The organism is Brevundimonas staleyi, from assembly GCF_041893865.1.
Taxonomy (GTDB): Bacteria; Pseudomonadota; Alphaproteobacteria; order Caulobacterales; family Caulobacteraceae; genus Brevundimonas; species Brevundimonas staleyi.
Map to the genome: position 1 here is coordinate 2,544,974 of NZ_CP169082.1, position 20,492 is coordinate 2,565,465.

The following is a 20,492-nucleotide window of genomic DNA, read 5'->3' on the forward strand; positions in this document are numbered from 1 at the left end:
GACTGACCATGACCACCCTGACCCTGCTCCAGCTGAACGACCTGCACGGCTATCTCGAGCCGCATCCCGAACTGGTGCGCACCGAAGGCGGCTGGCGGGTCGAACGGCTGGGCGGGGTCGCCCGCATCGCCCGTCTCTTCGAAGAGGCGCGCGCCGAAGGTCCGTGCCTGACCCTGGATAACGGCGACACCTTCCATGGCACGCGGGTCGCCGTCGCGAGCCGGGGCGAGGCGCTGGTTCCGATCATGAACGCCCTGAAGATCGACGCCATGACGGCGCACTGGGAGTTCGCCTATGGCCCGGCGGGGTTCAAGGCTTTGGCGGCGCGACTGGAGTATCCCGTCCTGGCCGCCAATGTCTTTCGCAAAGATGACGGCGCGCCGGTGTTCGACGGGCGATGGGTGTTCGAGCGCGGCGGTCTGAGGATCGGCGTGATCGGCCTGGCCTGCCCTATCGTCGACAAAACCATGCCCCCCGCCTTCTCTGAAGGCGTGCGGTTTGAAATGGGTGTGGCCGAAGCTCGGGAGCAACTGCACCAGCTCCGCGAGGAGAAGGTCGATCTGGTCGTCCTGCTGTCGCACCTGGGCTTTCCGCAGGATCTCAAGCTGGCCGCCGAGACGCCGGGCGTCGACGTGATCCTGAGCGGCCACACCCATAACCGCCTGCACGAGCCGGCCCGCGTCGGCGACACCCTGATCATTCAGTCCGGCTGCCACGGCGCCTATATCGGCCGGCTGGACCTGGAGATCGCAGACGGCCGCGTGTCCCTGCGCCGCCATCGGCTCATAGCCGTGGACGCTGGCCCCCAAGACGATCAAGTCGCCGGCTTGGTGGAGACGGCCCTGGCTCCCGAGCGGGAACGTCTGGCGCGCGTCATCGGCCGCACGGCCATCCCCCTTCACCGCTACGCCATGGCCAGCGCGCCGATGGACGACGTCCTGCTGGCGGCTGCGGCGCAGGCGGCGGGCGTGGACATCGCCTTCTCGAACGGCCGGCGATACGGCGCGCCCGTCGCACCGGGCCCGGTCACTCTGGGCGACCTCTACAATATGGCGCCGATGAACCCGCCCATCTCGCGCACGACGCTGACCGGAGCCGAGTTGAAGGCGATGCTGGAAGAGAATCTTGAGCGCACCTTCGCCGCCGACCCCTACGCGCAGATGGGCGGCTACATCAAACGCTGCCGGGGCCTCACGGCCTTTGTGAAGCTGGAGAATCCCAAGGGGCAGCGCCTTGATCGCCTGCTGGTCGGGGACCGCCCTGTCGAGCCGGAGGCGGACTATCCGGTGGCCTTCGTCACCGCCCAGGGGGTGCCCGAACGTTACGGGCGAGACCGCCGGACGCTCGACATCGACACTGTGGGCGCGCTTGAATCCTGGTTCGCCGACCATACGCCCGGCGAGACCGATCTGCCTGCGAGCGTCCTCATCATATGAAGGAACACCTTATGGACTCCGTCGCCGCCCGCGACTTCTGGAACAGCCGCTATGACCGCCAGGACTATCTGTTCGGCGAGACGCCCAACGCCTTTCTGGCCGCTCAGATCGCGCGGCTCCAGCCCGGCATGACCGCTCTGGCGGTCGCCGATGGCGAGGGGCGAAACGGCGTGTGGCTCGCCGAACAGGGTCTGGCCGTCACCACCACGGATATCGCCCCACGCGCGATCGAGAAGGCCCTCGCCCTGGCCGAGCGACGCGGGGTCACACTGGACGCTCAGGTGGCGGACCTCGAGACCTGGGCCTGGCCGCAGGACGCCTTCGACGTCGTGGTCGCCGTCTTCATTCAGTTCGCCCCGCCTCCCCTGCGCGACCGAATTTTCGAGCGTATGAAGGCGGCCGTGAAGCCTGGCGGCCTGATCCTGCTGCAGGGCTATCGGCCGGAACAGATCGCCTATGGAACGGGCGGCCCGGGGCAGGTCGAGAACCTCTACACCGAGGCGCTGCTCCGCGACGCCTTCGCCGACTTCGACATCCTGCATCTGAATAGCCACGACAGCGACGTCTCCGAAGGCGCCGGCCATAGCGGCCGGTCCGCCCTGATCGATCTCGTCGCCCGCCGTCCCTGACCCCCAGCGCCCGCACACCGGAACCCGCCATGAAAACCCTCCTCCTCGCCCTGTCCCTGGCCGCCTCCCTGGCGGCCTCCCCAAGCTTCGCCCAGGCTGTCTCTGGCTTCGGCGGCTTCAAGCCCCTGCCCGAGGCCGGCGAACAGCCGGATCCGTCGCGCGTCTATCGGGTCATCTTCGACGTCTCCCAGGGCGGTCCGGACGACAGGCCGCTGAAGGGGCTGGATCGCGTTGCGCGGCTGGCGAATATGCTGGCGGCGGGCGGCGTGGACGCCGACCAGCGTCAGATCGTCGTCGTGTTACACGGCGCAGCCACCCCTGCGGTCCTGTCCGACGCCGCCTGGGCCGCGCGAGGCAAGGGCGACGCCAATCCCAACAGCGCCCTGATCCGCAGCCTCATCGCCGCCGGCGTCCAGGTTCGGCTGTGCGGCCAGGCCATGGCGGGGAACGGCATCGCGCAAGCCGACCTCGAACCGGCCGTGAGCGTCGATCTCGCCGCCCTGATGACGGTCATCCACCACCAGCAGGCTGGATATGCCCTGGTTGTGAACTGACGGCTCGGCATAGACGGAACCTTCCCTGGCCATAAGAACTATTATTTTGTGTAAGTGTGTATGTAAGTGTTCAATGGGGCGTCTGAAGGAGACATCGACATGACCGGACTGCCCCGCCTCAACGAACCCGCCCCCGACTTTCACGCCCGCACCACGCACGGGGATCGCAGCCTGGCCGATTACCGCGGCAGATGGCTGATCCTCTTCTCCCATCCGTCGGACTTCACCCCGGTCTGCACGACCGAGTTCATCGGCTTCGCCAAGCACGCGGATGAGTTCGCCGCCATGAACTGCGAGCTCCTGGGGCTCTCCATCGACAGCATCTTCTCGCACCTGGCCTGGACCCGGAACATCAAGGAGAAGTTCGGCGTCGAAATCCCTTTCCCCATCATCGAGGATCTGAAGATGGAGGTGGCCCAGGCCTACGGGATGATCCACCCCGGGGCGGCCGACACCTCGGCTGTTCGCGCCACCTTCCTGATCGATCCGGAAGGCAAGCTGCGCGCCATGGTCTACTATCCCATGAGCAATGGCCGCAGCATCGAAGAGTTCGTTCGGCTGCTCACCGCGCTCCAGGCGTCCGACGCCAACGGGGTCGCGACGCCTGAGAACTGGCGCCCTGGCCAACCGGCTATCGTCCCTCCGCCCAAGACCGCCGAGGCGGCCGAGGCTCGCGCTTCCGAGGGCTACGTCTACACCGACTGGTATTTCTCGACGCGCGACCTCCCCGACGCCCCGAAAGCCGCCTGATCGGACGCTGGCCGGACCGCGCAAGCGGTCCGGCCCTTTTCTTCGCAAACCAAACGGAGCCATCATGCAGATCATCGACCACGGCGGAGCGCGCATCGCGGCGCTCCACGACAAGAAGACCGGCAGTTGGCAATATGTCGTCTCCGACCCGGTCAGCCGCAAATGCGCGATCATCGATCCGGTCTGGGATTTCGACGAGAAGGCGGCGGCGACCTCGACCCGCAACGCCGACGCCATCCTGGACTACGTCAAGGCGGAAGGCCTGACGGTCGAATGGCTGCTGGACACCCATCCACACGCCGATCACTTTTCGGCCGCGCCCTATCTCAACGAGAAGCTGGAGGCTCCAACCGCCATCGGCGAGAAGGTCATCGGCGTCCAGAGGTTGTGGAAGGACATTTACGGCCTGGACGACGAATTCCCGACCGACGGTCGCCAGTGGGACCGTCTCTTCCAGGCCGGTGATACGTTTGCTGTCGGCGACCTGACGGGGCGGGTCATCTTCTCCCCAGGCCACACCCTGGCGTCCATTACCTATGTGATCGGCGGCAACGCCTTCGTCCACGACACCCTGATGATGCCCTATGCCGGCACCTCGCGCGCCGACTTTCCGGGCGGCGACTCCAAGGCCCTCTACCGAAGCATCCAGGACATCCTGGCCCTGCCCGAGGAGACCGGCGTCTTCGTCGGCCACGACTACGGTCCCGATGGCCGCGAGCCCGCCTGCTTCAGCACCGTGAGAGAGCAGAAGGCGGACAACATCCATGTCGGCGGCGGACGCGGAGAGGCGGATTTCGTGCGGCTTCGCGACGGCCGGGATGCCACCCTTCCCCTGCCGAACCTGATGCTCTACGCGCTTCAGGTGAACATCCGCGGCGGAGTGCTGCCGCCACCCGCCGAGGACGGCCGCATCTATTTCAAGATCCCCGCCAATCACTTCGCCCCGCCCCAGGAGAACTCTTGATGCGTCTGTCCACACTGGCGTTGGCCGCCCTATTGAGCGCAACGGCCCTGGCCGCCCACGCCCAGACGCCCGCCGATCCTCTTCATGTCTACGGCCCGGGCGGCCCCGCCCCCGCCATGCGCGAAGCGGCGAAGGCCTATGAGGCGCGCACCGGTCGCGCCGTGGCCGTGGTCGCCGGACCCACGCCCCAATGGCTGGACCAGGCCAAGGCGGACGGCGACCTGATCTTCTCCGGCTCCGAGACGATGATGACCGACTTCGTCAGCGCTCTGGAGGGCCGCATCCGCGCCGAGGCGGTCGAGCCGCTCTATCTGCGCACCGCCTCCATTCTCGTTCGCCCGGGAAATCCGAACGGCGTCGGCGGCCTGGAAGATCTCTTCCAGCCGGGTCGCCGAGTCCTGGTCGTCAACGGCGCGGGCCAGAACGGCCTGTGGGAGGACATGGCCGGTCGCACCGGCGACATCGCCAAGGTGCGCGCGCTGCGTCGCAACATCGTCGTCTACGCCCGCAACAGCGCCGAGGCCCGACAAGCCTGGATCGACGACCCGACGCTGGACGCCTGGATCATCTGGGGCATCTGGCAGGTCGCCAATCCGGACCTCGCTGATGTGGTCGAGGTCGAAGAGCCCTATCGCATCTACCGCGACGCCGGCGCCGTTGTGACCGAGACCGGCCGCCAGGACGCCGACGCCCAGCCGTTCCTCGAATTTTTGAAGTCCGACGAGGGGGCCGCCATCTTCGCGCGTTGGGGCTGGCGGACCGGCCAACCTTAAGCCTGCCTTAAGGTGAACCCCGCGGTGTCGGCGGCATGGCCAACCGTCGCTCCTTTACCTTGAACCGCCGACACCTGCTCGCGGCGGCCGCAGCGCCGCTCTGGCTCTCGACGACCGCGCGAGCCGTATCGGCGCCCGCCGCGTTGAACATCACCGCCCTGACCGCAGCCTTCTACGCCGCCCGCGGCGGACGCCCTGCCTGGGCGGGGCCAGCGCGCCGGCAAGCCATGGACGCCTTGGCCCTGGCGGACCGCCACGGTCTATCCGCGCCCGACGGTCTGGCCCTAAGTGAAGCCGAACTGACCCAGGCCGTCCTGACCCTGGCCGAGGCGCTCGCCCATGGCCGGGTCGACCCGGCATCGGTGGAGACGCTTTGGGAGATGGGTCGCAACCAGGTCGATACGCCGCCGCTGCTGGCGACGGCGGTCGACGACGGAACGTTGGCCGAGACGATGGCGGGCCTCGCGCCCCAGGACCGCGGCTATCAGGGCTTGTGCGACGGCTTCCTCCGCTATCGCGCCATCGCCGACCGCGGCGGCTGGCCGCCCTTCGCCCTGGGCGCGACGATCGAACCGTTTGCGTCCGACCCCCGCCTTCCCGCCCTCCTGCCGCGCCTTCGGGTGGAAGGCGATCTGAGCGACGCCGCCGCCGCGATGATCGGCCCGTCTGGCGGTGACTACGGGTCGGTGCTGCAAGAAGCCGTTCGGGCGTTTCAGGTGCGCCACGGTCTGGAGGCAGACGCCCGCATCGGCCCGGCGACCCAGCGGGCGCTGTCGATTTCGGCCGAGGCCCGTGCCCGCCAGATCGCGCTCAATCTGGAACGCCGCCGTTGGCTGAAGCGGGACGTGGCCCCGGAACGGATCGAGGTGAACACCGCCGCCTCCATCATGGTCTACTGGAAGGACGGTCGGCCCGTGCATTCGATGCGGGTCGTGACGGGTGACGCCGACAATGCGACGCCCAGCCTCGAACGGCCCTTCGCCTCGGTCGTCGCTAATCCGCCCTGGACGGTGCCGACCTCCATCGCCCAGCGCGAGATCCTGCCGCGTGGCGCCGCCTATATGCGGGCGAACAACATGACGATCCAGAACGGCATGGTGGTTCAGCGCGCGGGTCCGAATGCCGCCCTGGGCCAAGTCAAGTTCGAGCTTCAGGACAGCTACGCCATCTTCCTGCACGACACCCCGTCTCGGGGCGCGTTCGACCAGAGCTTCCGCCATCTCAGTCACGGCTGCGTGCGGGTGCAGGACGCCGTCGGCTTCGCCCGCCTTCTCCTGGCGCCCGACCCCGAGAGGCTCGCCCGCTTCGACGCCGCGCTGGACAGCGGCCAGACCGTCCGTGTGGCGACCGGTCGGCCGATCGACGTGCGCCTACTGTACTGGACCGCGTTCCTGGACGGCCAGGGCCGCGTCGCCTTTCGCGATGACATCTATCGTCGCGACACCCGTCTGGCGGAGGCGTTGGGCATCGCCCTGCACCTGCCGCGGCCCGACGACCGGCGCGCCGATGCGGACGACGTCGGCCCCTGACGGCTATTCGGTCGTGCGGCCGTCGAAGTGCTCGTGGTCGGCGGAGGCCTCTTCCACCGTCGCGTGAACCGTCCCGTCGAGATGCTCCGGCGGGCCATAGAGGGTGTAGAGCCGAAGCGGCTCGGACCCCGTGCTGACCACATTGTGCCGGGCGCCCTGAGGGACGATGACCCCGTCGTCCGCCTTCACGGCGTGACGAACGCCATCGATCCAGATTTCGCCCTCGCCCGCCTCGATGCGGAAGAACTGGTCGCGGTCGTCGTGGACCTCTTCGCCGATCTCCTGACCGGCCGGAATGGCCATGAGGACGAGCTGCAGATTGTGGCCGGTGTAGAGAACACGGCGAAAGTCTGTGTTCTCTTCCGTCAGACGTTCGATATTGTCGATGAAGCCCTTCACGAGAGTCTCCTGTGCGGGTTGGCCGTCAGCGACGTGCGACGGCGGTGATGCGCGCGAACTGAGCCGTGTCGCCGCGCGCCGGCGTCGATGGGCGGGGCGCCGGGGCGGCGACGCGGGCGCCGACCGCCTTCGCATCGCCGCAGAAGATTTCGTACAGCATGCCCATCACCGCCTGGGCCCGCTCGTCGGCGATCGAATAGAAGATCGAGCGCGACTGACGACGCGTCTTGACCAGACCGTACTGGCGCAGCTCAGCCAGCTGCTGGGACAGAGCCGGCTGTTTGATGCCCAGGTCCGCCTCGAGCTGCCCCACCGAACGTTCCTCCTCGGCGATATGGCACAGGATCAGCAGCCGGTTGGCGTTGGCCAGCTGGCGCAACAGCTCTGCGGCCTCCGGCGCCTTTTCCTTCAACCGCTCCATGGCGGCCGCTTGATCGTCGGTCATGCGCGGCGCTCGCGATAGTACCAGGGCGCATCGCCTTCACCGTCGGCGATGGCGGCGTCCAGGGTGGTGGCGGCCGGCTCCAGCAGAGCGTCGCCGGGCATCCAGCCCGCCGGCGTGGAGGCCGCCTCGCGGTCCGAGGTCTGCAGGGCGGTGACGAGACGTAGCAGTTCATCAACCGAGCGGCCGATGTTCATCGGGTACCAGCTGATGGCGCGCACCACGCCTTCGGGATCGATCACGAAGGTGGCGCGCACCGTCGCGCTGTCGCTCGAGCCGGCGTCCACCATGCCGAAGGCGTGGCCGATGGCCATGGAGGGATCCTCGATGATCGGGAACGGCACCTTCACGCCGAAGCGGCGATAAATGTCCTTCAGCCAGGCCAGGTGCGAATACAGACTGTCGACCGACAGGGCCATCAAATCGCAATCGATCGCCGCGAAGGCGTCCGACTGCCGGGCCAGGGCCACGAACTCGCTGGTGCAGACCGGCGTGAAGTCCGCCGGATGCGAGAACAGCACCAGCCAGCGGCCGCGATAGTCGCTCAGGCGCTTTTCGCCCTGCGTCGTGCGCGCGCTGAAGTCCGGCGCCGTGTCGTTTATGCGCAGGGCGCGCATTGCGGGGGGATAGGCGGCTGGCCCGGTGTCGATCGTTTCCATAGCCGCAAGCTAAGCGCTTCCCACCGTTTCCGCTACATTAAAATACATACTTGCACGAACTATTAATGGGTATATGTGTTGAGTCACCGAAACGGAGACACGCCATGTCCTCGCCCATCCCCGATCCCGCCCGCGACCACGCCGCCGACATCGTGCGCGCCGCGCTGGGCAATCCTCGCCAACGCCCTGTCGTCAGGTCATTCTTCGACGAGGCCACCTTCACCGTCAGCCATGTCGTGCGCGATCCCGGCTCCGACGTCTGCGCCATCATCGACAGTGTGCTGGACTACGATCCAGCGTCCGGCCGCACCGCGCACGACTCGGCCGACGCCCTCATTGATTACGTGAAATCCGAAGGTCTCACGGTCCAGTGGCTGTTGGAGACCCACGCCCACGCCGATCACCTGTCGGCGGCCCCCTATCTCCAGGAAAAGCTCGGAGGGCAGCTAGCCATCGGCCATGAGATCCTCACCGTCCAGGCGGTGTTCGGCAAGATCTTCAACGAAGGGACCGACTTCCGCCGCGACGGCAGCCAGTTCGACCATCTGTTCAACGACGGCGACCGGTTCGAGATCGGCGGGCTGAAGGCCACGGTGCTGCATGTGCCCGGCCATACCCCTGCCTGTCTGGCCTATGTCATCGGCGACGCTGTCTTTCCCGGCGACACCATGTTCATGCCCGACTACGGCACGGCGCGCTGCGACTTCCCCGGCGGCGACGCCGGGACCCTGTACCGCTCGATCCATCGCCTGACCTCCCTGCCGGACGAGGCGCGGGTCTTCCTGTGCCACGACTACAAGGCGCCGCCGGGCCGGACCGAGTTCGCCTGGGAGACCACCATCGGCGCCCAGCGCACTGGCAACATCCATATTCGCGACGGCGTCAGCGAGGACGAGTTCGTCGCCATGCGCACCCAGCGCGACGCGACCCTGCCGATGCCCAAGCTGATCCTGCCGTCGGTCCAGGTGAACATGAACGGCGGCCGCCCGCCCGAGCCCGAGGACAACGGGGTGCGCTACCTCAAGGTCCCGCTGAACGCGCTGTGAGGCGAGACCCTGATGCTTGAGCCCCTCCCCTTCGTCTGGCCCCTGGCCGGCGGCCTGCTGGTCGGCCTGTCCGCCGGTCTCTACCTGTTGCTGAACGGGCGCGTGGCCGGAATCTCCGGCCTGACCGCTGCGGCGACCGGCCTGTCGAAAGGCGCGCCGCGTACCCTGGCCCTGCTTTTCATCGCCGGCCTGCTGGGCGGCGCGGCCTTGGCCTCGGCGCTGATCCGCAGGCCCGAGGTGCAGATCACCTCGGACATCTGGCTGCTGGTGCTCGGCGGCCTGATCGTCGGCTTCGGCACCCGCTGGGGCTCGGGCTGCACCAGCGGCCACGGCGTCTGCGGCCTGGCCCGCCTGTCGCCCCGCTCCATCGTCGCCACCGGCGTCTTCATGGCGGTTGCGGCCCTGACCGTCTTCGTCACCCGCCACCTGTTGGGAGGCCTGGCATGAACCGGCTGATCGTCGCCGTCCTGTGCGGCCTGCTGTTCGGCGCCGGCATGGTGGTGTCCGACATGATCAACCCGGCCCGCGTCCTGGCCTTCCTGGATGTAACGGGCGCCTGGGACCCCTCGCTGGCCTTCGTCATGGGCGGAGCGCTGATCCCCTCCGCCATCGCCTATCTGATCCGCCGGCGCATGGATGCTCCGGTCGCGGCCGAGACCTTTCACGTCCCCGAGAGCCGGACCATCGACACCCCCCTGGTCGGCGGGGCCGTCCTGTTCGGCCTGGGCTGGGGGCTGGTCGGCCTGTGCCCCGGCCCGGCGCTGGCGGCCCTGACGACCGGCGCCTGGCAGGCCTTCGTCTTCGTCGGCGCCCTCGTGGCCGGCATGGCGCTGTTCCGCCTGACGCTCGACCGAAACGCCTGAACCAGAAAAGACCCTAGGGAGACAATGCCATGGATATCCGCCCCCTGGACGAGGCCCTATCCGCCTCGCCCCAGATCGCCCCGGAAGACCTGCCCGCCATCGCGGCCCAGGGTTTCCGGTCGGTGATCTCCAACCGACCCGACGGCGAGGAGCCCGGCCAGCCCACCGCCGAGGTTCTGCGCCACGCCGCCGAGGCCGCCGGCCTGGCCTTCGCCCACGTTCCCGTGGTCGGCGGCGCCATCTCCGACCAAGACGTGGCGGACTTCCGCGAGGCTCTGGCTGACCTGCCCCAGCCCGTGTTCGGTTTCTGCCGCACCGGCACGCGCACCACCACCCTGTGGGCGCTGGCGAACGCCGCCTCGGAGAGCCCCGATCATCTGATCGCCCGCGCCAAGACCGCAGGCTACGACCTCGGCGCCCTGCGCCCCCGTCTTGAAGGAGCCGCGTCATGAGCGCCCAATACGCCCCCCTGGACTCCTGCGATGTCCTGATCGTCGGTGGGGGATCCGCCGGGATCGCCACGGCCGCCAGCCTCCTGCGCCGCCGCCCAGGCCTCGACATTCGCATCGTAGAACCGTCCGAACATCACTACTATCAGCCCGGCTGGACCATGGTCGGCGCCGGCGTCTTTACGCCCGAGCGGACCCAGCGCCGCACCGAGGACCTGATCCCCAAGGGCGCCCAGTGGGTGCGGGGTGCGGTCGCGGCTTTCGACCCCATGCACGATCGCGTCGAACTGACCGACGGCCGCTGGATCGGCTATCGCATGCTGGTCGCGGCGCCGGGACTGAAGCTGGACTGGGGCGCCATTCCGGGCCTGGCGGAAACGCTCGGGCGCAACAACGTCACCTCCAACTACGGCTATGAGACCGCGCCCTACACCTGGAAGCTGGTGCAGGCGATGCAGAGCGGCCGGGCGATCTTCACCCAGCCGCCCATGCCGATCAAATGCGCCGGCGCCCCGCAGAAGGCCATGTATCTGTCGGCCGACCACTGGCGCGACAACGGCCGCAACGACATCGAGATCGAATTCCACAACGCCGGCCCGGTGCTGTTCGGCGTCAAGGACTACGTCCCGGCTCTAATGGAATACATTCGCAAATACCGGATTGATCTGAACTTCGGATCCAAGCTCGTCGCCGTGGACGGCCCGGCGCGCGTTGCGACCTTCGCCGTGACCGGAGCGGACGGCGAGGCCCGCCAGATCAGGCGCGAGTTCGACTTCCTGCACGTCTGCCCACCTCAGGCCGCGCCGGATTTCGTCCGGGAGAGCCCGCTGGCCGCCGAAAGCGGCTGGATCGAGGTGGACGAGGCGACCTTGCGCCACAAGCGGTTCGAAAATGTCTTCGGCCTGGGCGACGCCTGCTCAGCGTCTAATGCCAAGACCGCCGCAGCCGCCCGTAAACAGGCGCCCGTCGTGGCTGAGAACATCCTGTCATTGTTGGACGGGCAGGCGATGCGGGCCGTTTATGACGGCTACGGCTCCTGCCCGCTCACGGTCGAGCGTGGCAAGATCGTGCTCGCCGAGTTCGGCTATGGCGGCAAGCTGCTACCCAGCTTCCCCAAATGGCTGCTCGACGGCACCAAGCCAACGCGGCTGGCCTGGCATCTGAAGGCGCAGGCCCTTCCGGAAATCTACTGGCAGGCCATGCTGAAGGGTCGCGAATGGATGGCCAGCCCCGAGCACGTCGAGCCGGCGCCTCAACCTCGCCCCGCTGTCGCCTGAGCCCGATCATGGACCTGTCCCCGCTGCAATACGGCCTCGGCGCCGGCGCCGGCTCGCTTGTCGGCTTCACCCTCGGCCTTGTCGGCGGCGGCGGGTCCATCCTTGCGGTGCCGCTCATCGTCTATCTCGTGGGGGTCAAGGATCCGCACCTGGCGATCGGCACCAGCGCTTTCGCCGTCGCCGCCAACGCCTTCGCCAATCTGTTGAACCACGCGCGCCACGGCACGGTGAAATGGAAGATCGCCGGCCTCTTCGCGACGGCGGGGGTCTTCGGCGCCTTTCTCGGATCCAGCCTGGGCAAGGCGGTGGACGGTCAGAAACTTTTGGCCCTGTTCGCGGTCCTGATGCTGGTGGTCGGGGTGCTGATGCTGAGAGGTCGCTCGGCCTCGGGGGACCCGGACGTGGTTCTGACGCGGGGCAATGCGCCCAAGCTGGTCGGGGTTGGCGCCCTGACGGGGGTCATGTCCGGCTTCTTCGGCATCGGCGGCGGCTTCCTGATCGTCCCCGGTCTGATGGTCTCGACGCGGATGCCCATCTATTACGCGGTCGGCTCGTCGCTGGTCGGCGTCACCGCCTTCGGCCTGACCACGGCGTTCAACTACGCCCTGGACGGCTGGGTGGACTGGCCCCTCGCCGCCGTGTTCATCGGCGGCGGCGTCTTGGGCGGTTTGTTGGGTGCGCGCCTCGCCAAAGCGCTGTCGGGACAAAAAGGCGTCTTGAACACAGTGTTCGCCGCGCTGATCTTCGTCGTCGCCTTCTACATGCTTTACCGCAGCGCCGGCGCGCTCGGCTTGATCGGGTGAGACCCAACCATGGAACTTGACGCCCTGATATTGGCGCGGATGCAGTTCGCCTTCACCGTCGCGTTCCACATCGTGTTCCCGGCCTTCTCCATCGGTCTGGCCAGCTATCTGGCCGTCCTGGAGGCCCTGTGGCTAAAGACGGGCCGAGACCTCTATCTGAACCTGTTCAAATACTGGCTGAAGATCTTCGCTGTCGCTTTCGGCATGGGGGTCGTCTCGGGTTTGGTCATGTCCTACCAGTTCGGCACCAACTGGTCGGTCTTCTCCGACAAGGCTGGACCGGTGATCGGTCCTTTGATGGCCTATGAGGTGCTCAGCGCCTTCTTCCTGGAGGCGGGCTTCCTGGGCGTCATGCTGTTCGGCCTGGATCGTGTCGGCAAGAAGCTGCACTTCATGGCCACCCTGATGGTCGCGATCGGCACCTTCGCCTCGGCCTTCTGGATCCTGTCGGTCAACAGCTGGATGCAGACGCCGCAAGGCTACGCCATCAACGAGGTCGGCCAGTTCGTACCGGCGGACTGGATCAAGATCGTCTTCAATCCTTCCTTCCCCTATCGCCTCGCCCACATGCTGCTGGCGGCCTATCTGACCACCGGCCTGGTCGTGGGCGCGGTCGGGGCCTGGCACCTGATCAAGGAACGGACGAACAAGGGCGCGCGCGAGATGTTCGCCATGGCCATGGGCATGATCCTGGTCGCCGCCCCGGTCCAGATCTTCATCGGCGACATGCACGGGCTGAACACCCTTGAGCATCAGCCCGCCAAGGTCATGGCCATGGAAGGCCATTTCGAAAGCCATCCGGACGGGGCTCCGCTGATCCTGTTCGGCATTCCCGACCGGGACGCGGCCACGGTCCACGGCGCAGTCGAGATTCCCAAGCTGTCCTCCCTGATCCTGAAGCACGATCCGAACGCGCCCCTGGCCGGCCTGGACACCATCGCCCGCGCCGACTGGCCGCCGGTCGAGATCGTCTTCTGGTCCTTCCGCGTCATGGTCGGCCTGGGCATGGCCATGCTTCTGCTGGGGCTGTGGGGTCTGTATGCGCGCCTGCGAAAACGCCTCTACGACGCGCCTTGGCTCCACCGGTTCGCCCTGGTCATGGGGCCGATGGGTTTCGTCGCCGTGCTGGCGGGCTGGATCACCACGGAGGTCGGCCGCCAGCCCTGGACGGTCTATGGCCTGCTGCGTACCGCCGACAGCGCCGCGCCCCTGGCGGCGCCGGCCGTCGCAACCTCCCTGGCCGCCTTCGCCGTGGTCTATTTCACGGTGTTCGGCGCCGGGGTCTTTTACATCCTGCGTCTGATGAGCCATGCGCCGCACCGCGATGAGCCGGGCGTGGCGGAAACGCCAATCCGCACCGCGGGCATCACGCCTGCTCCCGCCATTGACCCGGACCGTCCCATCCCGACCGGCGAGGAGTCCGATCATGACCGTTGATCTGACCTTGGTCTGGGCCGGCCTGCTGGCTTTCGCCGTCTTCGCCTATATCGTCATGGACGGGTTCGACCTGGGCGTCGGCATTCTGTTCCCGACGCTTAAGGTGGGGAGCGAGCGCGACAAGGCGATGAACTCGATTGCCCCGGTATGGGATGGAAATGAGACCTGGCTGATCCTGGGCGGCGGTGGTCTGTTCGCCGCCTTTCCCCTCGCCTACGCCGTGCTGATGCCGGCGGTCTATACGCCGATCATCGCCATGCTCCTGGGCCTCGTCTTCCGGGGCGTCGCCTTTGAGTACCGTTGGCGAACGGTGCGGGCCAAGCGGTCTGGGACGTCGCCTTCTTCGGCGGCTCCCTGTTGGCCGCCTTCTCCCAGGGCGTCACCCTGGGGGCTATCCTGCAGGGGGTCGAGGTGTCGGGGCGCGCCTACGGCGGCGGCTGGTGGGACTGGCTCAGCCCGTTCAGCCTGCTGACCGGCGCCGCCGTCGTCGTGGGCTACGCCCTACTGGGCGCCACCTGGCTGAACATGAAAACAGAGGGCGCGCTCCAGGCCCACGCCCGCGCCCAGGCCTGGAAGCTGGGTCCGGCGACCCTGCTGATGATCGGCGCCGTCAGTCTGGCCACGCCCTTCCTGGACGGGGAATACGCGCGGCGCTGGTTCGACTGGCCCGGCGTGCTGCTGACAGCCCAGGTGCCGCTGCTCGTCCTGATCGTCGCCGCCGCCTTCTTCTGGACCATGCGCCGCAAGCGCGAAGTCTGGCCCTTCCTGCTGTCGCTGGCCCTGTTCGCCGTCACCTTCGCAGGGTTGGGCGTCAGCGTCTTCCCCTACGCCGTGCCGGACGAGATCACGCTGTGGGAGGCCGCCGCCCCGGCCTCCAGCCAGCTGTTCATGCTGGTCGGCGCCCTGATCCTGATCCCGATCATCCTGGCCTACACCGCCTATGCCTATTGGGTGTTCCGCGGCAAGGTCGGCGACGACGGTTACCACTGATGTGTCTCGTCTCCAGAAACGGGCTCCGGCAAGGGCTCTGGTTCGTCGCGCTTTGGGTGCTGGGCGTGGGTGTTCTGGGCGTGATCGCCTATCTGCTGCGCGGTCTGCTGAAGATGGCCGGCGGGTGAGTGCGCAAGCGCCAAATCGCTGGCCCTGGCCCCCGCTCATCATGGGCGCAGCCGTCCTTGTCGCCTGGCTGGCCGCCACCCTCTGGACGCTGCCCGCCCTCTTCCCCGGCGCCGTCGCCGCCGGCGGCCTGCTGGTCGGCGTCGCGGTTGGCCTCGACCTCTGGGCCATGCTGGAGATGCGGCGGCGGCGGGCCAACATCCTGCCCCACCGAGCGGCGACCGCTCTGGTCACCACCGGTCCATTCGCCTGGAGCCGCAACCCGATCTACCTCGCCAACGCCGTCCTGCTCCTCGGCCTCGGCGGCCTGTTCGACAACGCCTGGTTCGTCGTGGCCGCGCCTTTCGCCGCCTTCGCCACGGATCGCCTTGCGATCCGGCGCGAGGAACGACACCTGGCGGCCCTCTTCGGGGCGGACTGGTTCGCCTATGCTGGCCGGGCGGGCCGCTGGCTCGGCCGTCGGCCCTGATCGCGATCACCTTAAGGCTGGCTTAAGCTTGGCGCGGCCTGTTGCGACAAAACGCAGCAGGAAACGACGATGGGAGACTTCGCAGGCGACTGCTCTGCCAAGGGAGGGCGCTTCCGGTGCTGATTTCTATCCTCATGAGCGGCGCCCTCGCCGCCAGCGGGCAGCAGGCGGTCGCCGACAACGGCTGGCGTGTGTCCGGGTCGGCGCGTGCGCGCGGAGAGACGCTGTCAGGCCAGTTTCGTCCAACGGCGGAGCCGAGCGACACCGTTTTGACGACGCGGCTGACGCTGGCCGTCGAGCAGGATGTGGGCCGTGTGACGTTCGGCGGCGAGTTGTTCGATTCCCGGGCGTTCGGTCAGGGGCCTCGGTCGTCGGTCGGCGTCGGCGAGGTCAATGCACTGGAGCTGGTGCAGGCTTACGCCAAAGTCCGACTCGGCGCGGGAGACGCGCGGACGTTGCAGCTGGGCCGCTTCACCATGGACCTGGGATCCAAGCGTTTCGTCTCTCGCCAGAATTTCCGCAACACCACCAACGCCTATACAGGCGCCCGTTTCGACACGCCCTTGGCCGCCGGGGCGCTGACGGCCTTCTGGGTCATGCCGCAGGTGCGGCTGCCGGACGACAGGGCCGCCATCGAGGACAACCGGATCGCGTGGGATCGCGAGGATGCCGATCTTCAGTTCGCCGGCCTGTTCTGGACTCGCGACCTCGGCCAGCGGCGATCGCTCGACCTCTATGTCTACGGCCTCACCGAAAGCGACGACGCGGCCCAGCAAACCCGCAACCGCCGGCTGGCGACGCCCGGCGTCCGTTGGCGTCAAGCGCCGGCGGCTGGGCTATGGGATGTTGAGGTCGAGGCGGCGGCCCAGGTCGGCCAGGTCCGCCGCTCCGCCTCGCCCGCAGACACCCAGGATGTGGATGTCAGGGCCGGCTTCCTTCATCTGGAGGCAGGCCGCACGTTCGGGCACCACTGGTCGCCGCGATTGGCGGCCCAGTTCGACTATGTCACGGGTGATGGGGGACAGGGGGACTATGGCCGGTTCGACACCCTTTATGGCGCACGACGCTTTGAGTTCGGTCCCGCCGGTCTCTACGGCGCGGTCTCACGCGCCAACCTCGTGTCGCCCGGCATTCGCCTGGAGGTAAAACCCAACAGCAAGCTGGACGGCTTCGTCGCCGTGCGGGGACTCTGGCTCGAAGACGCGCGCGACAGCCTGGGCGCGACGGGGGTCATCGACCCATCGGGCGACAGCGGCCGCTTTGGTGGAACCCAGATCGAGGCGCGGGTCCGTTACAAGCTGACCCCTGACGTCACCTTGGAGACCGGCGGCGCCCGGCTCTTCAAGGGCCGCGCCCTGACCGACGCGCCGAACGCGCCGGCGACCGACGACACCACCTACGGCTATGTGGACGTGACCTATGCCTTCTGACGGAGTCCTCGCCCCATGTCGGTGACCATCGGCCTCCTGCTGGCGCTCAGCTTCCTCGTGTCGCTGCTGGCCCTGGCCTTTCTGATCTGGGCGGTGACCAACCGGCAGCTCCAACTGCACCAGGGGCAGGCCTATACGGTTTTCACGCCCGGGGAGGCCGGAACGCCCGACGATGCGACGATGTCCGGCGAGGACACCCAGTCCGTCGGGCCGCATCACTATGACACCGAGCGCGAGGGCATCGATGCGGTTTCGCGCCGCCCCGTGACGATCCTGATCGGAAGCGGCATCGCCTGGCTCGTCATCGGCTCGATCTTCGGCCTGATGGCCTCGCTGAAGCTCCATTGGCCGGACTGGCTGACGGACATCGGCCCGCTGACCTTCGGCCGGGTTCGCACCCTGCACCTGAACCTGGTGATCTACGGCTGGCTGTCGATGACCGGCATCGGCGTGGCGCTCTGGATCGCCCCGCGCATCTTCCACACCGCGCTGCGACATCCGCGCCTGCCGGTGATCGGAGCCGTGCTCTGGAACGTCGCCGTAGCCTGCGGCGCCCTGGCGATCGCCTCGGGCTGGACGGACGGCGAGGAATGGCTGGAGATTCCCTGGCAGATCGATGGGCTGTTGGCCCTGGCCGGCGCCTTCTTCGTCTGGCCGCTTCTCCATACGGCGCTGCGGCGCAACGTCGACCATATCTATGTGACCGGCTGGTACTATCTGGGCGCGCTGTGCTGGTTTCCCGTCCTGTTCTTCATCGCCAATCTGCCGGGCATCCATGCGGGCGTGCAGGAGGCGACGGTCAACTGGTGGTTCGCCCACAATGTGCTGGGGCTCTGGCTGACCCCGCTGGGCGTGGGCGCAGCCTATTATTTCATTCCCAAGATCATCGGTAAGCCGATCTACTCCTATAGTCTGTCGCTACTCGGCTTCTGGGCGCTGGCGCTGTTCTACAGTCAGGTCGGCATCCACCATCTGATCGGCGGTCCGGTGCCGACCTGGGTGGTGACCCTGTCGATCGTCCACAGTGTGATGATGTTCGTGCCAGTGATCGCCGTGGCCATCAACCAGCACGTCACGGTCGCCCGCAACCTCTGGGCCTTCAAGGCCTCGGTTCCTCTGCGGTTCATCTCGCTTGGGGCGGTCATGTACACCCTGGCGTCCTTCCAGGGGTCGATCGAAGCCTTGCGCACGGTCAATACCGTGACCCACTTCACGCAGTATACGGTCGGGCACGCCCATTTGGGCGCCTATGGTTTTGTGTCCTTTATTATGTTCGGCGCGGTCTACCACATGGGGCCGCGCCTGACGGGGCGGCAATGGCCTGCGCCGGCCCTGATCAAGGTCCATTTCTGGCTCGTGGTCGTCGGCTTCGCCATCTACTTCTTCGCCCTGACCATCGGCGGCGTGCTGCAAGGCTTGGCCATGCTGGACGCGACGCGCCCCTTCGCCGACAGCGTCACCGTTCTGGCGCCCTATCTTGAGGCCCGCTCTGTCGGCGGCGCGCTGATGACGCTGGGCCATCTCATCTTTGCGGGCCATTTCGTCGCCTTGCTGGCGCAGGGACGCGCCCCCCAGGCTGGAACCGCGCCCACTGACACCGTTCCGGCGACCGCAGCATGAACCGCGTCATCCCTCTGGGCGTCTTCGCCCTCGCCATCCTGGCGTTCGCCACCCTGATGCTGGTCATCCTCCCCGGCATCCAGATCCGCGGCGAAGCGCCCACGCCGGGTCTGCTGCCCTACACAGAGGCGGAGCTCCGGGGACGGGCGGTCTATGTCTCCGAGGGCTGCGTCTATTGTCACAGCCAGCAGCCCCGCGCCCTGGACCAGGCGCCGGATGGCGAACGGGGCTGGGGACGGGCGGCGGTGGCCTCCGACTATTTCTACGACCAACCCCACCAGCTCGGCACCATGCGCACCGGGCCGGATCTTCAGAATGTGGGCGCGCGGCTGCCGAGCGAAGGCTGGCACATGACCCATCTCTATCAGCCGCGCGCGATCTACGACTGGAGCATCATGCCGGCCTATCCTTATCTGTTCGAGATCAAGGACAAGGCGGCGCCGGGCGACGTTGTCGTCACGCTTCCGGAACGCTATGCGCCCAAGGGCAAGGTCGTGGTGGCGAGGCCGCAGGCGCGCGACCTTGTGGCCTATCTGCGCAGTCTGGACCGCACCTTCCCTGCCCCGCCCACCGCCGTCCGCGACGACGGCTACAGCGAAAAGGGCGAGCCGAAATGATCCGCAAAGGGCCGCCCGACGCCCCTCAGCCCCGCGAACCGGACGAGGCCTTCGAACCCTACGAGGAGTTCCGGCGCATTCCGCTGCCGGTCTATTGGATCGCCATCGCCCTGGCGATCTGGGGCGCGGTCACCTTATGAGACAACGCCCAGGCGGTCGGCGTCGGACGTGAAGAACGCGCCCAACAGATCGAAGAGACGCCCGCCCTCGCCTTGAACAGCGGCGCTCAGGTGTTCGAGGCGCGGTGTTCGACCTGCCATCAGCCCAATGCTGCGGGCGTGCGCAGCGCCATCCCGCCGCTGGCGGGATCCCGGTTCGTCGCCGCCGATCCGGCCGTCATCGTGCAGATCCTGCTTCACGGCATCGACGGGCCGATCGATGTCGGCGGCAAGGTGTTCGACGGCCATATGCCGAGCTTCGCCAGCGTGCTGTCCGACGCCGAACTGGCGCGGGTCGCCAGCCATGTTCGCCAGACTTGGGGCGGCGACGACCAAGAGATCACGCCGGCCTTCGTGGCGGCGCAGCGCGAACGTTTCGCCGGCCGCGGGGCCTGGCGCGGGGGCGAGGAGCTCGCGCGGGTCGTCGACCCCGGTCTGGCGCCTCAACCGTCGGTCGGGCCTGTCCGGATCTCCAGTTTCGACGATCCCGCCGTGATGCGTCTGGTCACACAGGGCCAGGGTGAAGCCTGGGCCTGCGCCTCCTGTCACGGCGCCGCGGGCGAGGGCGGCGCGAACGTGCCCCGGCTCGCGGGTTTGCCGCAGGGGTATATCGTCAAACAGCTTCAGGACTATGTGTCAGGCCGCCGCCGCAATGAGACCATGCGGATTGTCGCCGGCGCCCTGAGCGACGCCGACCGGCGCGGTCTCGCGCGTTATTATTCGGCGCTTCGCACGCCTTCCACCGCGAAGCCGGAGCTGGGCGGAGACATGGCGCGCGGGGAGCAACTGGCGCTGCACGGCGACTGGTCCAAGAACCTTCCCGCCTGTTTCAGCTGCCATGGCCCGTCGGGCTTCGGCGTGGCGCCGAACTTCCCCTCCCTGGCCGCCCAGCACCCCGCCTATACGGCCTCGCAGCTGGCCACCTGGGTCGGGGGCGAGCGCGACAACTCCGACGTCCAGCTGATGAACGAGGTCGCGCGCAATCTGTCCGACGCAGACCGCCGCGCGGTCGCCGACTATCTTGCAACCCTTCCGCCGGTGCCGGCCGTTTCCGATAATGAAAGGCGATGAC

At 67.7% G+C, this 20,492-nt stretch carries 24 protein-coding genes and 1 pseudogene; 22 read left to right on the forward strand and 3 right to left on the reverse strand.

The features are described 5' to 3' along the window. Positions 1-8 precede the first annotated feature (8 nt). The 7 genes from ACETK8_RS12960 to ACETK8_RS12990 all read left to right on the forward strand — a co-directional run bounded on the left by ACETK8_RS12960 (position 9) and on the right by ACETK8_RS12990 (position 6,635). The gene (locus tag ACETK8_RS12960; protein ID WP_374036331.1) at positions 9-1,436 is read left to right on the forward strand and encodes a bifunctional metallophosphatase/5'-nucleotidase; all 1,428 of its coding nucleotides are present in this window, start codon (positions 9-11) and stop codon (positions 1,434-1,436) included. Between the two features lie 11 nt (positions 1,437-1,447). Next, the gene (locus tag ACETK8_RS12965) at positions 1,448-2,065 is read left to right on the forward strand and encodes an SAM-dependent methyltransferase (RefSeq protein ID WP_040349367.1); all 618 of its coding nucleotides are present in this window, start codon (positions 1,448-1,450) and stop codon (positions 2,063-2,065) included. 29 nt (positions 2,066-2,094) lie between these two features. Next, complete coding sequence (locus ACETK8_RS12970; protein ID WP_374036332.1) at positions 2,095-2,619, forward strand: DsrE family protein; 525 nt, start codon at positions 2,095-2,097, stop codon at positions 2,617-2,619. Positions 2,620-2,718: 99 nt separating this feature from the next. Further along, the gene (locus ACETK8_RS12975) at positions 2,719-3,369 is read left to right on the forward strand and encodes a peroxiredoxin (RefSeq protein WP_314187975.1); all 651 of its coding nucleotides are present in this window, start codon (positions 2,719-2,721) and stop codon (positions 3,367-3,369) included. Between the two features lie 64 nt (positions 3,370-3,433). Next, positions 3,434-4,333 (forward strand): MBL fold metallo-hydrolase, encoded by a 900-nt coding sequence (locus ACETK8_RS12980; protein ID WP_008261237.1) that lies wholly within the window; start codon positions 3,434-3,436, stop codon positions 4,331-4,333. Then, positions 4,333-5,106: a substrate-binding domain-containing protein gene (locus ACETK8_RS12985; protein ID WP_314187973.1), complete on the forward strand. Its 774-nt coding sequence runs from the start codon at positions 4,333-4,335 to the stop codon at positions 5,104-5,106. The genes ACETK8_RS12980 and ACETK8_RS12985 overlap by 1 nt, the downstream gene beginning before the upstream one ends. Before the next feature lie 35 nt (positions 5,107-5,141). Beyond that, a complete protein-coding gene (locus ACETK8_RS12990; protein ID WP_374036333.1) occupies positions 5,142-6,635 on the forward strand; it encodes a L,D-transpeptidase family protein in 1,494 nt (497 codons plus the stop codon). A 3-nt stretch (positions 6,636-6,638) separates the two neighbouring features. Here ACETK8_RS12990 and ACETK8_RS12995 read toward each other — a convergent pair whose 3' ends face one another. From ACETK8_RS12995 to ACETK8_RS13005, 3 genes are read right to left on the reverse strand one after another with little or no spacing between them, the layout of a single operon-like run. Next, positions 6,639-7,034, reverse strand: a complete 396-nt coding sequence (locus ACETK8_RS12995; RefSeq protein WP_008263599.1) for a cupin domain-containing protein — start codon at positions 7,032-7,034, stop codon at positions 6,639-6,641. A gap of 25 nt (positions 7,035-7,059) precedes the next feature. Continuing rightward, complete coding sequence (locus tag ACETK8_RS13000; protein WP_008259045.1) at positions 7,060-7,479, reverse strand: ArsR/SmtB family transcription factor; 420 nt, start codon at positions 7,477-7,479, stop codon at positions 7,060-7,062. Continuing rightward, positions 7,476-8,135, reverse strand: a complete 660-nt coding sequence (locus tag ACETK8_RS13005) for a peroxiredoxin (protein WP_292036998.1) — start codon at positions 8,133-8,135, stop codon at positions 7,476-7,478. The genes ACETK8_RS13000 and ACETK8_RS13005 overlap by 4 nt, the downstream gene beginning before the upstream one ends. 104 nt (positions 8,136-8,239) lie before the next feature. Here ACETK8_RS13005 and ACETK8_RS13010 point away from each other — a divergent pair, with 104 nt between their 5' ends. The 15 genes and pseudogenes from ACETK8_RS13010 to ACETK8_RS13080 all read left to right on the forward strand — a co-directional run bounded on the left by ACETK8_RS13010 (position 8,240) and on the right by ACETK8_RS13080 (position 20,491). Further along, positions 8,240-9,181, forward strand: coding sequence for an MBL fold metallo-hydrolase (locus ACETK8_RS13010; protein ID WP_374036334.1), 942 nt, complete (start codon positions 8,240-8,242; stop codon positions 9,179-9,181). A 12-nt stretch (positions 9,182-9,193) separates the two neighbouring features. Then, complete coding sequence (locus tag ACETK8_RS13015; RefSeq protein ID WP_228184658.1) at positions 9,194-9,628, forward strand: YeeE/YedE family protein; 435 nt, start codon at positions 9,194-9,196, stop codon at positions 9,626-9,628. Next, positions 9,625-10,044: a DUF6691 family protein gene (locus tag ACETK8_RS13020; RefSeq protein WP_228184657.1), complete on the forward strand. Its 420-nt coding sequence runs from the start codon at positions 9,625-9,627 to the stop codon at positions 10,042-10,044. Before ACETK8_RS13015 ends, ACETK8_RS13020 begins: the two co-directional genes overlap by 4 nt. A gap of 29 nt (positions 10,045-10,073) precedes the next feature. Then, a complete protein-coding gene (locus ACETK8_RS13025) occupies positions 10,074-10,496 on the forward strand; it encodes a TIGR01244 family sulfur transferase (protein ID WP_374036335.1) in 423 nt (140 codons plus the stop codon). Further along, entirely contained in the window at positions 10,493-11,770 is a 1,278-nt protein-coding gene (locus tag ACETK8_RS13030) for an NAD(P)/FAD-dependent oxidoreductase (protein WP_374036336.1), read from the forward strand. The genes ACETK8_RS13025 and ACETK8_RS13030 overlap by 4 nt, the downstream gene beginning before the upstream one ends. An 8-nt stretch (positions 11,771-11,778) precedes the next feature. Next, complete coding sequence (locus ACETK8_RS13035) at positions 11,779-12,573, forward strand: sulfite exporter TauE/SafE family protein (RefSeq protein ID WP_374036337.1); 795 nt, start codon at positions 11,779-11,781, stop codon at positions 12,571-12,573. A 9-nt stretch (positions 12,574-12,582) separates the two neighbouring features. Further along, positions 12,583-14,010 carry a cytochrome ubiquinol oxidase subunit I gene (locus ACETK8_RS13040; RefSeq protein ID WP_374036338.1) on the forward strand — a complete coding sequence of 476 codons (1,428 nt, stop codon included), beginning with the start codon at positions 12,583-12,585 and terminating at the stop codon, positions 14,008-14,010. A gap of 55 nt (positions 14,011-14,065) precedes the next feature. Further along, a pseudogene (gene cydB, locus ACETK8_RS13045) lies at positions 14,066-15,000 on the forward strand (cytochrome d ubiquinol oxidase subunit II). Continuing rightward, complete coding sequence (locus ACETK8_RS13050; RefSeq protein ID WP_313041041.1) at positions 15,000-15,128, forward strand: hypothetical protein; 129 nt, start codon at positions 15,000-15,002, stop codon at positions 15,126-15,128. The pseudogene cydB and the gene ACETK8_RS13050 overlap by 1 nt, the downstream one beginning before the upstream one ends. A 41-nt stretch (positions 15,129-15,169) precedes the next feature. Next, positions 15,170-15,595: a methyltransferase family protein gene (locus ACETK8_RS13055; protein WP_316628727.1), complete on the forward strand. Its 426-nt coding sequence runs from the start codon at positions 15,170-15,172 to the stop codon at positions 15,593-15,595. A gap of 116 nt (positions 15,596-15,711) precedes the next feature. Beyond that, positions 15,712-17,025: an alginate export family protein gene (locus ACETK8_RS13060; protein ID WP_374036339.1), complete on the forward strand. Its 1,314-nt coding sequence runs from the start codon at positions 15,712-15,714 to the stop codon at positions 17,023-17,025. A 15-nt stretch (positions 17,026-17,040) separates the two neighbouring features. Next, positions 17,041-18,645, forward strand: a complete 1,605-nt coding sequence (locus ACETK8_RS13065; protein ID WP_316628726.1) for a cbb3-type cytochrome c oxidase subunit I — start codon at positions 17,041-17,043, stop codon at positions 18,643-18,645. Further along, positions 18,642-19,262 carry a cbb3-type cytochrome c oxidase subunit II gene (locus ACETK8_RS13070; protein WP_316628725.1) on the forward strand — a complete coding sequence of 207 codons (621 nt, stop codon included), beginning with the start codon at positions 18,642-18,644 and terminating at the stop codon, positions 19,260-19,262. The genes ACETK8_RS13065 and ACETK8_RS13070 overlap by 4 nt, the downstream gene beginning before the upstream one ends. Next, the gene (locus ACETK8_RS13075) at positions 19,259-19,402 is read left to right on the forward strand and encodes a hypothetical protein (protein ID WP_374036340.1); all 144 of its coding nucleotides are present in this window, start codon (positions 19,259-19,261) and stop codon (positions 19,400-19,402) included. The genes ACETK8_RS13070 and ACETK8_RS13075 overlap by 4 nt, the downstream gene beginning before the upstream one ends. Positions 19,403-19,474: 72 nt before the next feature. After that, positions 19,475-20,491 carry a c-type cytochrome gene (locus ACETK8_RS13080; protein ID WP_374036341.1) on the forward strand — a complete coding sequence of 339 codons (1,017 nt, stop codon included), beginning with the start codon at positions 19,475-19,477 and terminating at the stop codon, positions 20,489-20,491. The last annotated feature ends 1 nt before the right edge of the window (position 20,492 follow it).

Bases quoted from the DNA above. Each gene is read 5' to 3' on its own strand.
- ACETK8_RS12960 (WP_374036331.1), top strand. From the start codon at position 9: ATGACCACCCTGACCCTGCTCCAGCTGAACGACCTGCACGGCTATCTC.
- ACETK8_RS12965 (WP_040349367.1), top strand. From the start codon at position 1,448: ATGGACTCCGTCGCCGCCCGCGACTTCTGGAACAGCCGCTATGACCGC.
- ACETK8_RS12970 (WP_374036332.1), top strand. From the start codon at position 2,095: ATGAAAACCCTCCTCCTCGCCCTGTCCCTGGCCGCCTCCCTGGCGGCC.
- ACETK8_RS12975 (WP_314187975.1), top strand. From the start codon at position 2,719: ATGACCGGACTGCCCCGCCTCAACGAACCCGCCCCCGACTTTCACGCC.
- ACETK8_RS12980 (WP_008261237.1), top strand. From the start codon at position 3,434: ATGCAGATCATCGACCACGGCGGAGCGCGCATCGCGGCGCTCCACGAC.
- ACETK8_RS12985 (WP_314187973.1), top strand. From the start codon at position 4,333: ATGCGTCTGTCCACACTGGCGTTGGCCGCCCTATTGAGCGCAACGGCC.
- ACETK8_RS12990 (WP_374036333.1), top strand. From the start codon at position 5,142: ATGGCCAACCGTCGCTCCTTTACCTTGAACCGCCGACACCTGCTCGCG.
- ACETK8_RS13000 (WP_008259045.1), bottom strand. From the start codon at position 7,479: ATGACCGACGATCAAGCGGCCGCCATGGAGCGGTTGAAGGAAAAGGCG.
- ACETK8_RS13005 (WP_292036998.1), bottom strand. From the start codon at position 8,135: ATGGAAACGATCGACACCGGGCCAGCCGCCTATCCCCCCGCAATGCGC.
- ACETK8_RS13010 (WP_374036334.1), top strand. From the start codon at position 8,240: ATGTCCTCGCCCATCCCCGATCCCGCCCGCGACCACGCCGCCGACATC.
- ACETK8_RS13015 (WP_228184658.1), top strand. From the start codon at position 9,194: ATGCTTGAGCCCCTCCCCTTCGTCTGGCCCCTGGCCGGCGGCCTGCTG.
- ACETK8_RS13020 (WP_228184657.1), top strand. From the start codon at position 9,625: ATGAACCGGCTGATCGTCGCCGTCCTGTGCGGCCTGCTGTTCGGCGCC.
- ACETK8_RS13025 (WP_374036335.1), top strand. From the start codon at position 10,074: ATGGATATCCGCCCCCTGGACGAGGCCCTATCCGCCTCGCCCCAGATC.
- ACETK8_RS13030 (WP_374036336.1), top strand. From the start codon at position 10,493: ATGAGCGCCCAATACGCCCCCCTGGACTCCTGCGATGTCCTGATCGTC.
- ACETK8_RS13035 (WP_374036337.1), top strand. From the start codon at position 11,779: ATGGACCTGTCCCCGCTGCAATACGGCCTCGGCGCCGGCGCCGGCTCG.
- ACETK8_RS13040 (WP_374036338.1), top strand. From the start codon at position 12,583: ATGGAACTTGACGCCCTGATATTGGCGCGGATGCAGTTCGCCTTCACC.
- ACETK8_RS13050 (WP_313041041.1), top strand. From the start codon at position 15,000: ATGTGTCTCGTCTCCAGAAACGGGCTCCGGCAAGGGCTCTGGTTCGTC.
- ACETK8_RS13055 (WP_316628727.1), top strand. From the start codon at position 15,170: ATGGGCGCAGCCGTCCTTGTCGCCTGGCTGGCCGCCACCCTCTGGACG.
- ACETK8_RS13065 (WP_316628726.1), top strand. From the start codon at position 17,041: ATGTCGGTGACCATCGGCCTCCTGCTGGCGCTCAGCTTCCTCGTGTCG.
- ACETK8_RS13070 (WP_316628725.1), top strand. From the start codon at position 18,642: ATGAACCGCGTCATCCCTCTGGGCGTCTTCGCCCTCGCCATCCTGGCG.
- ACETK8_RS13075 (WP_374036340.1), top strand. From the start codon at position 19,259: ATGATCCGCAAAGGGCCGCCCGACGCCCCTCAGCCCCGCGAACCGGAC.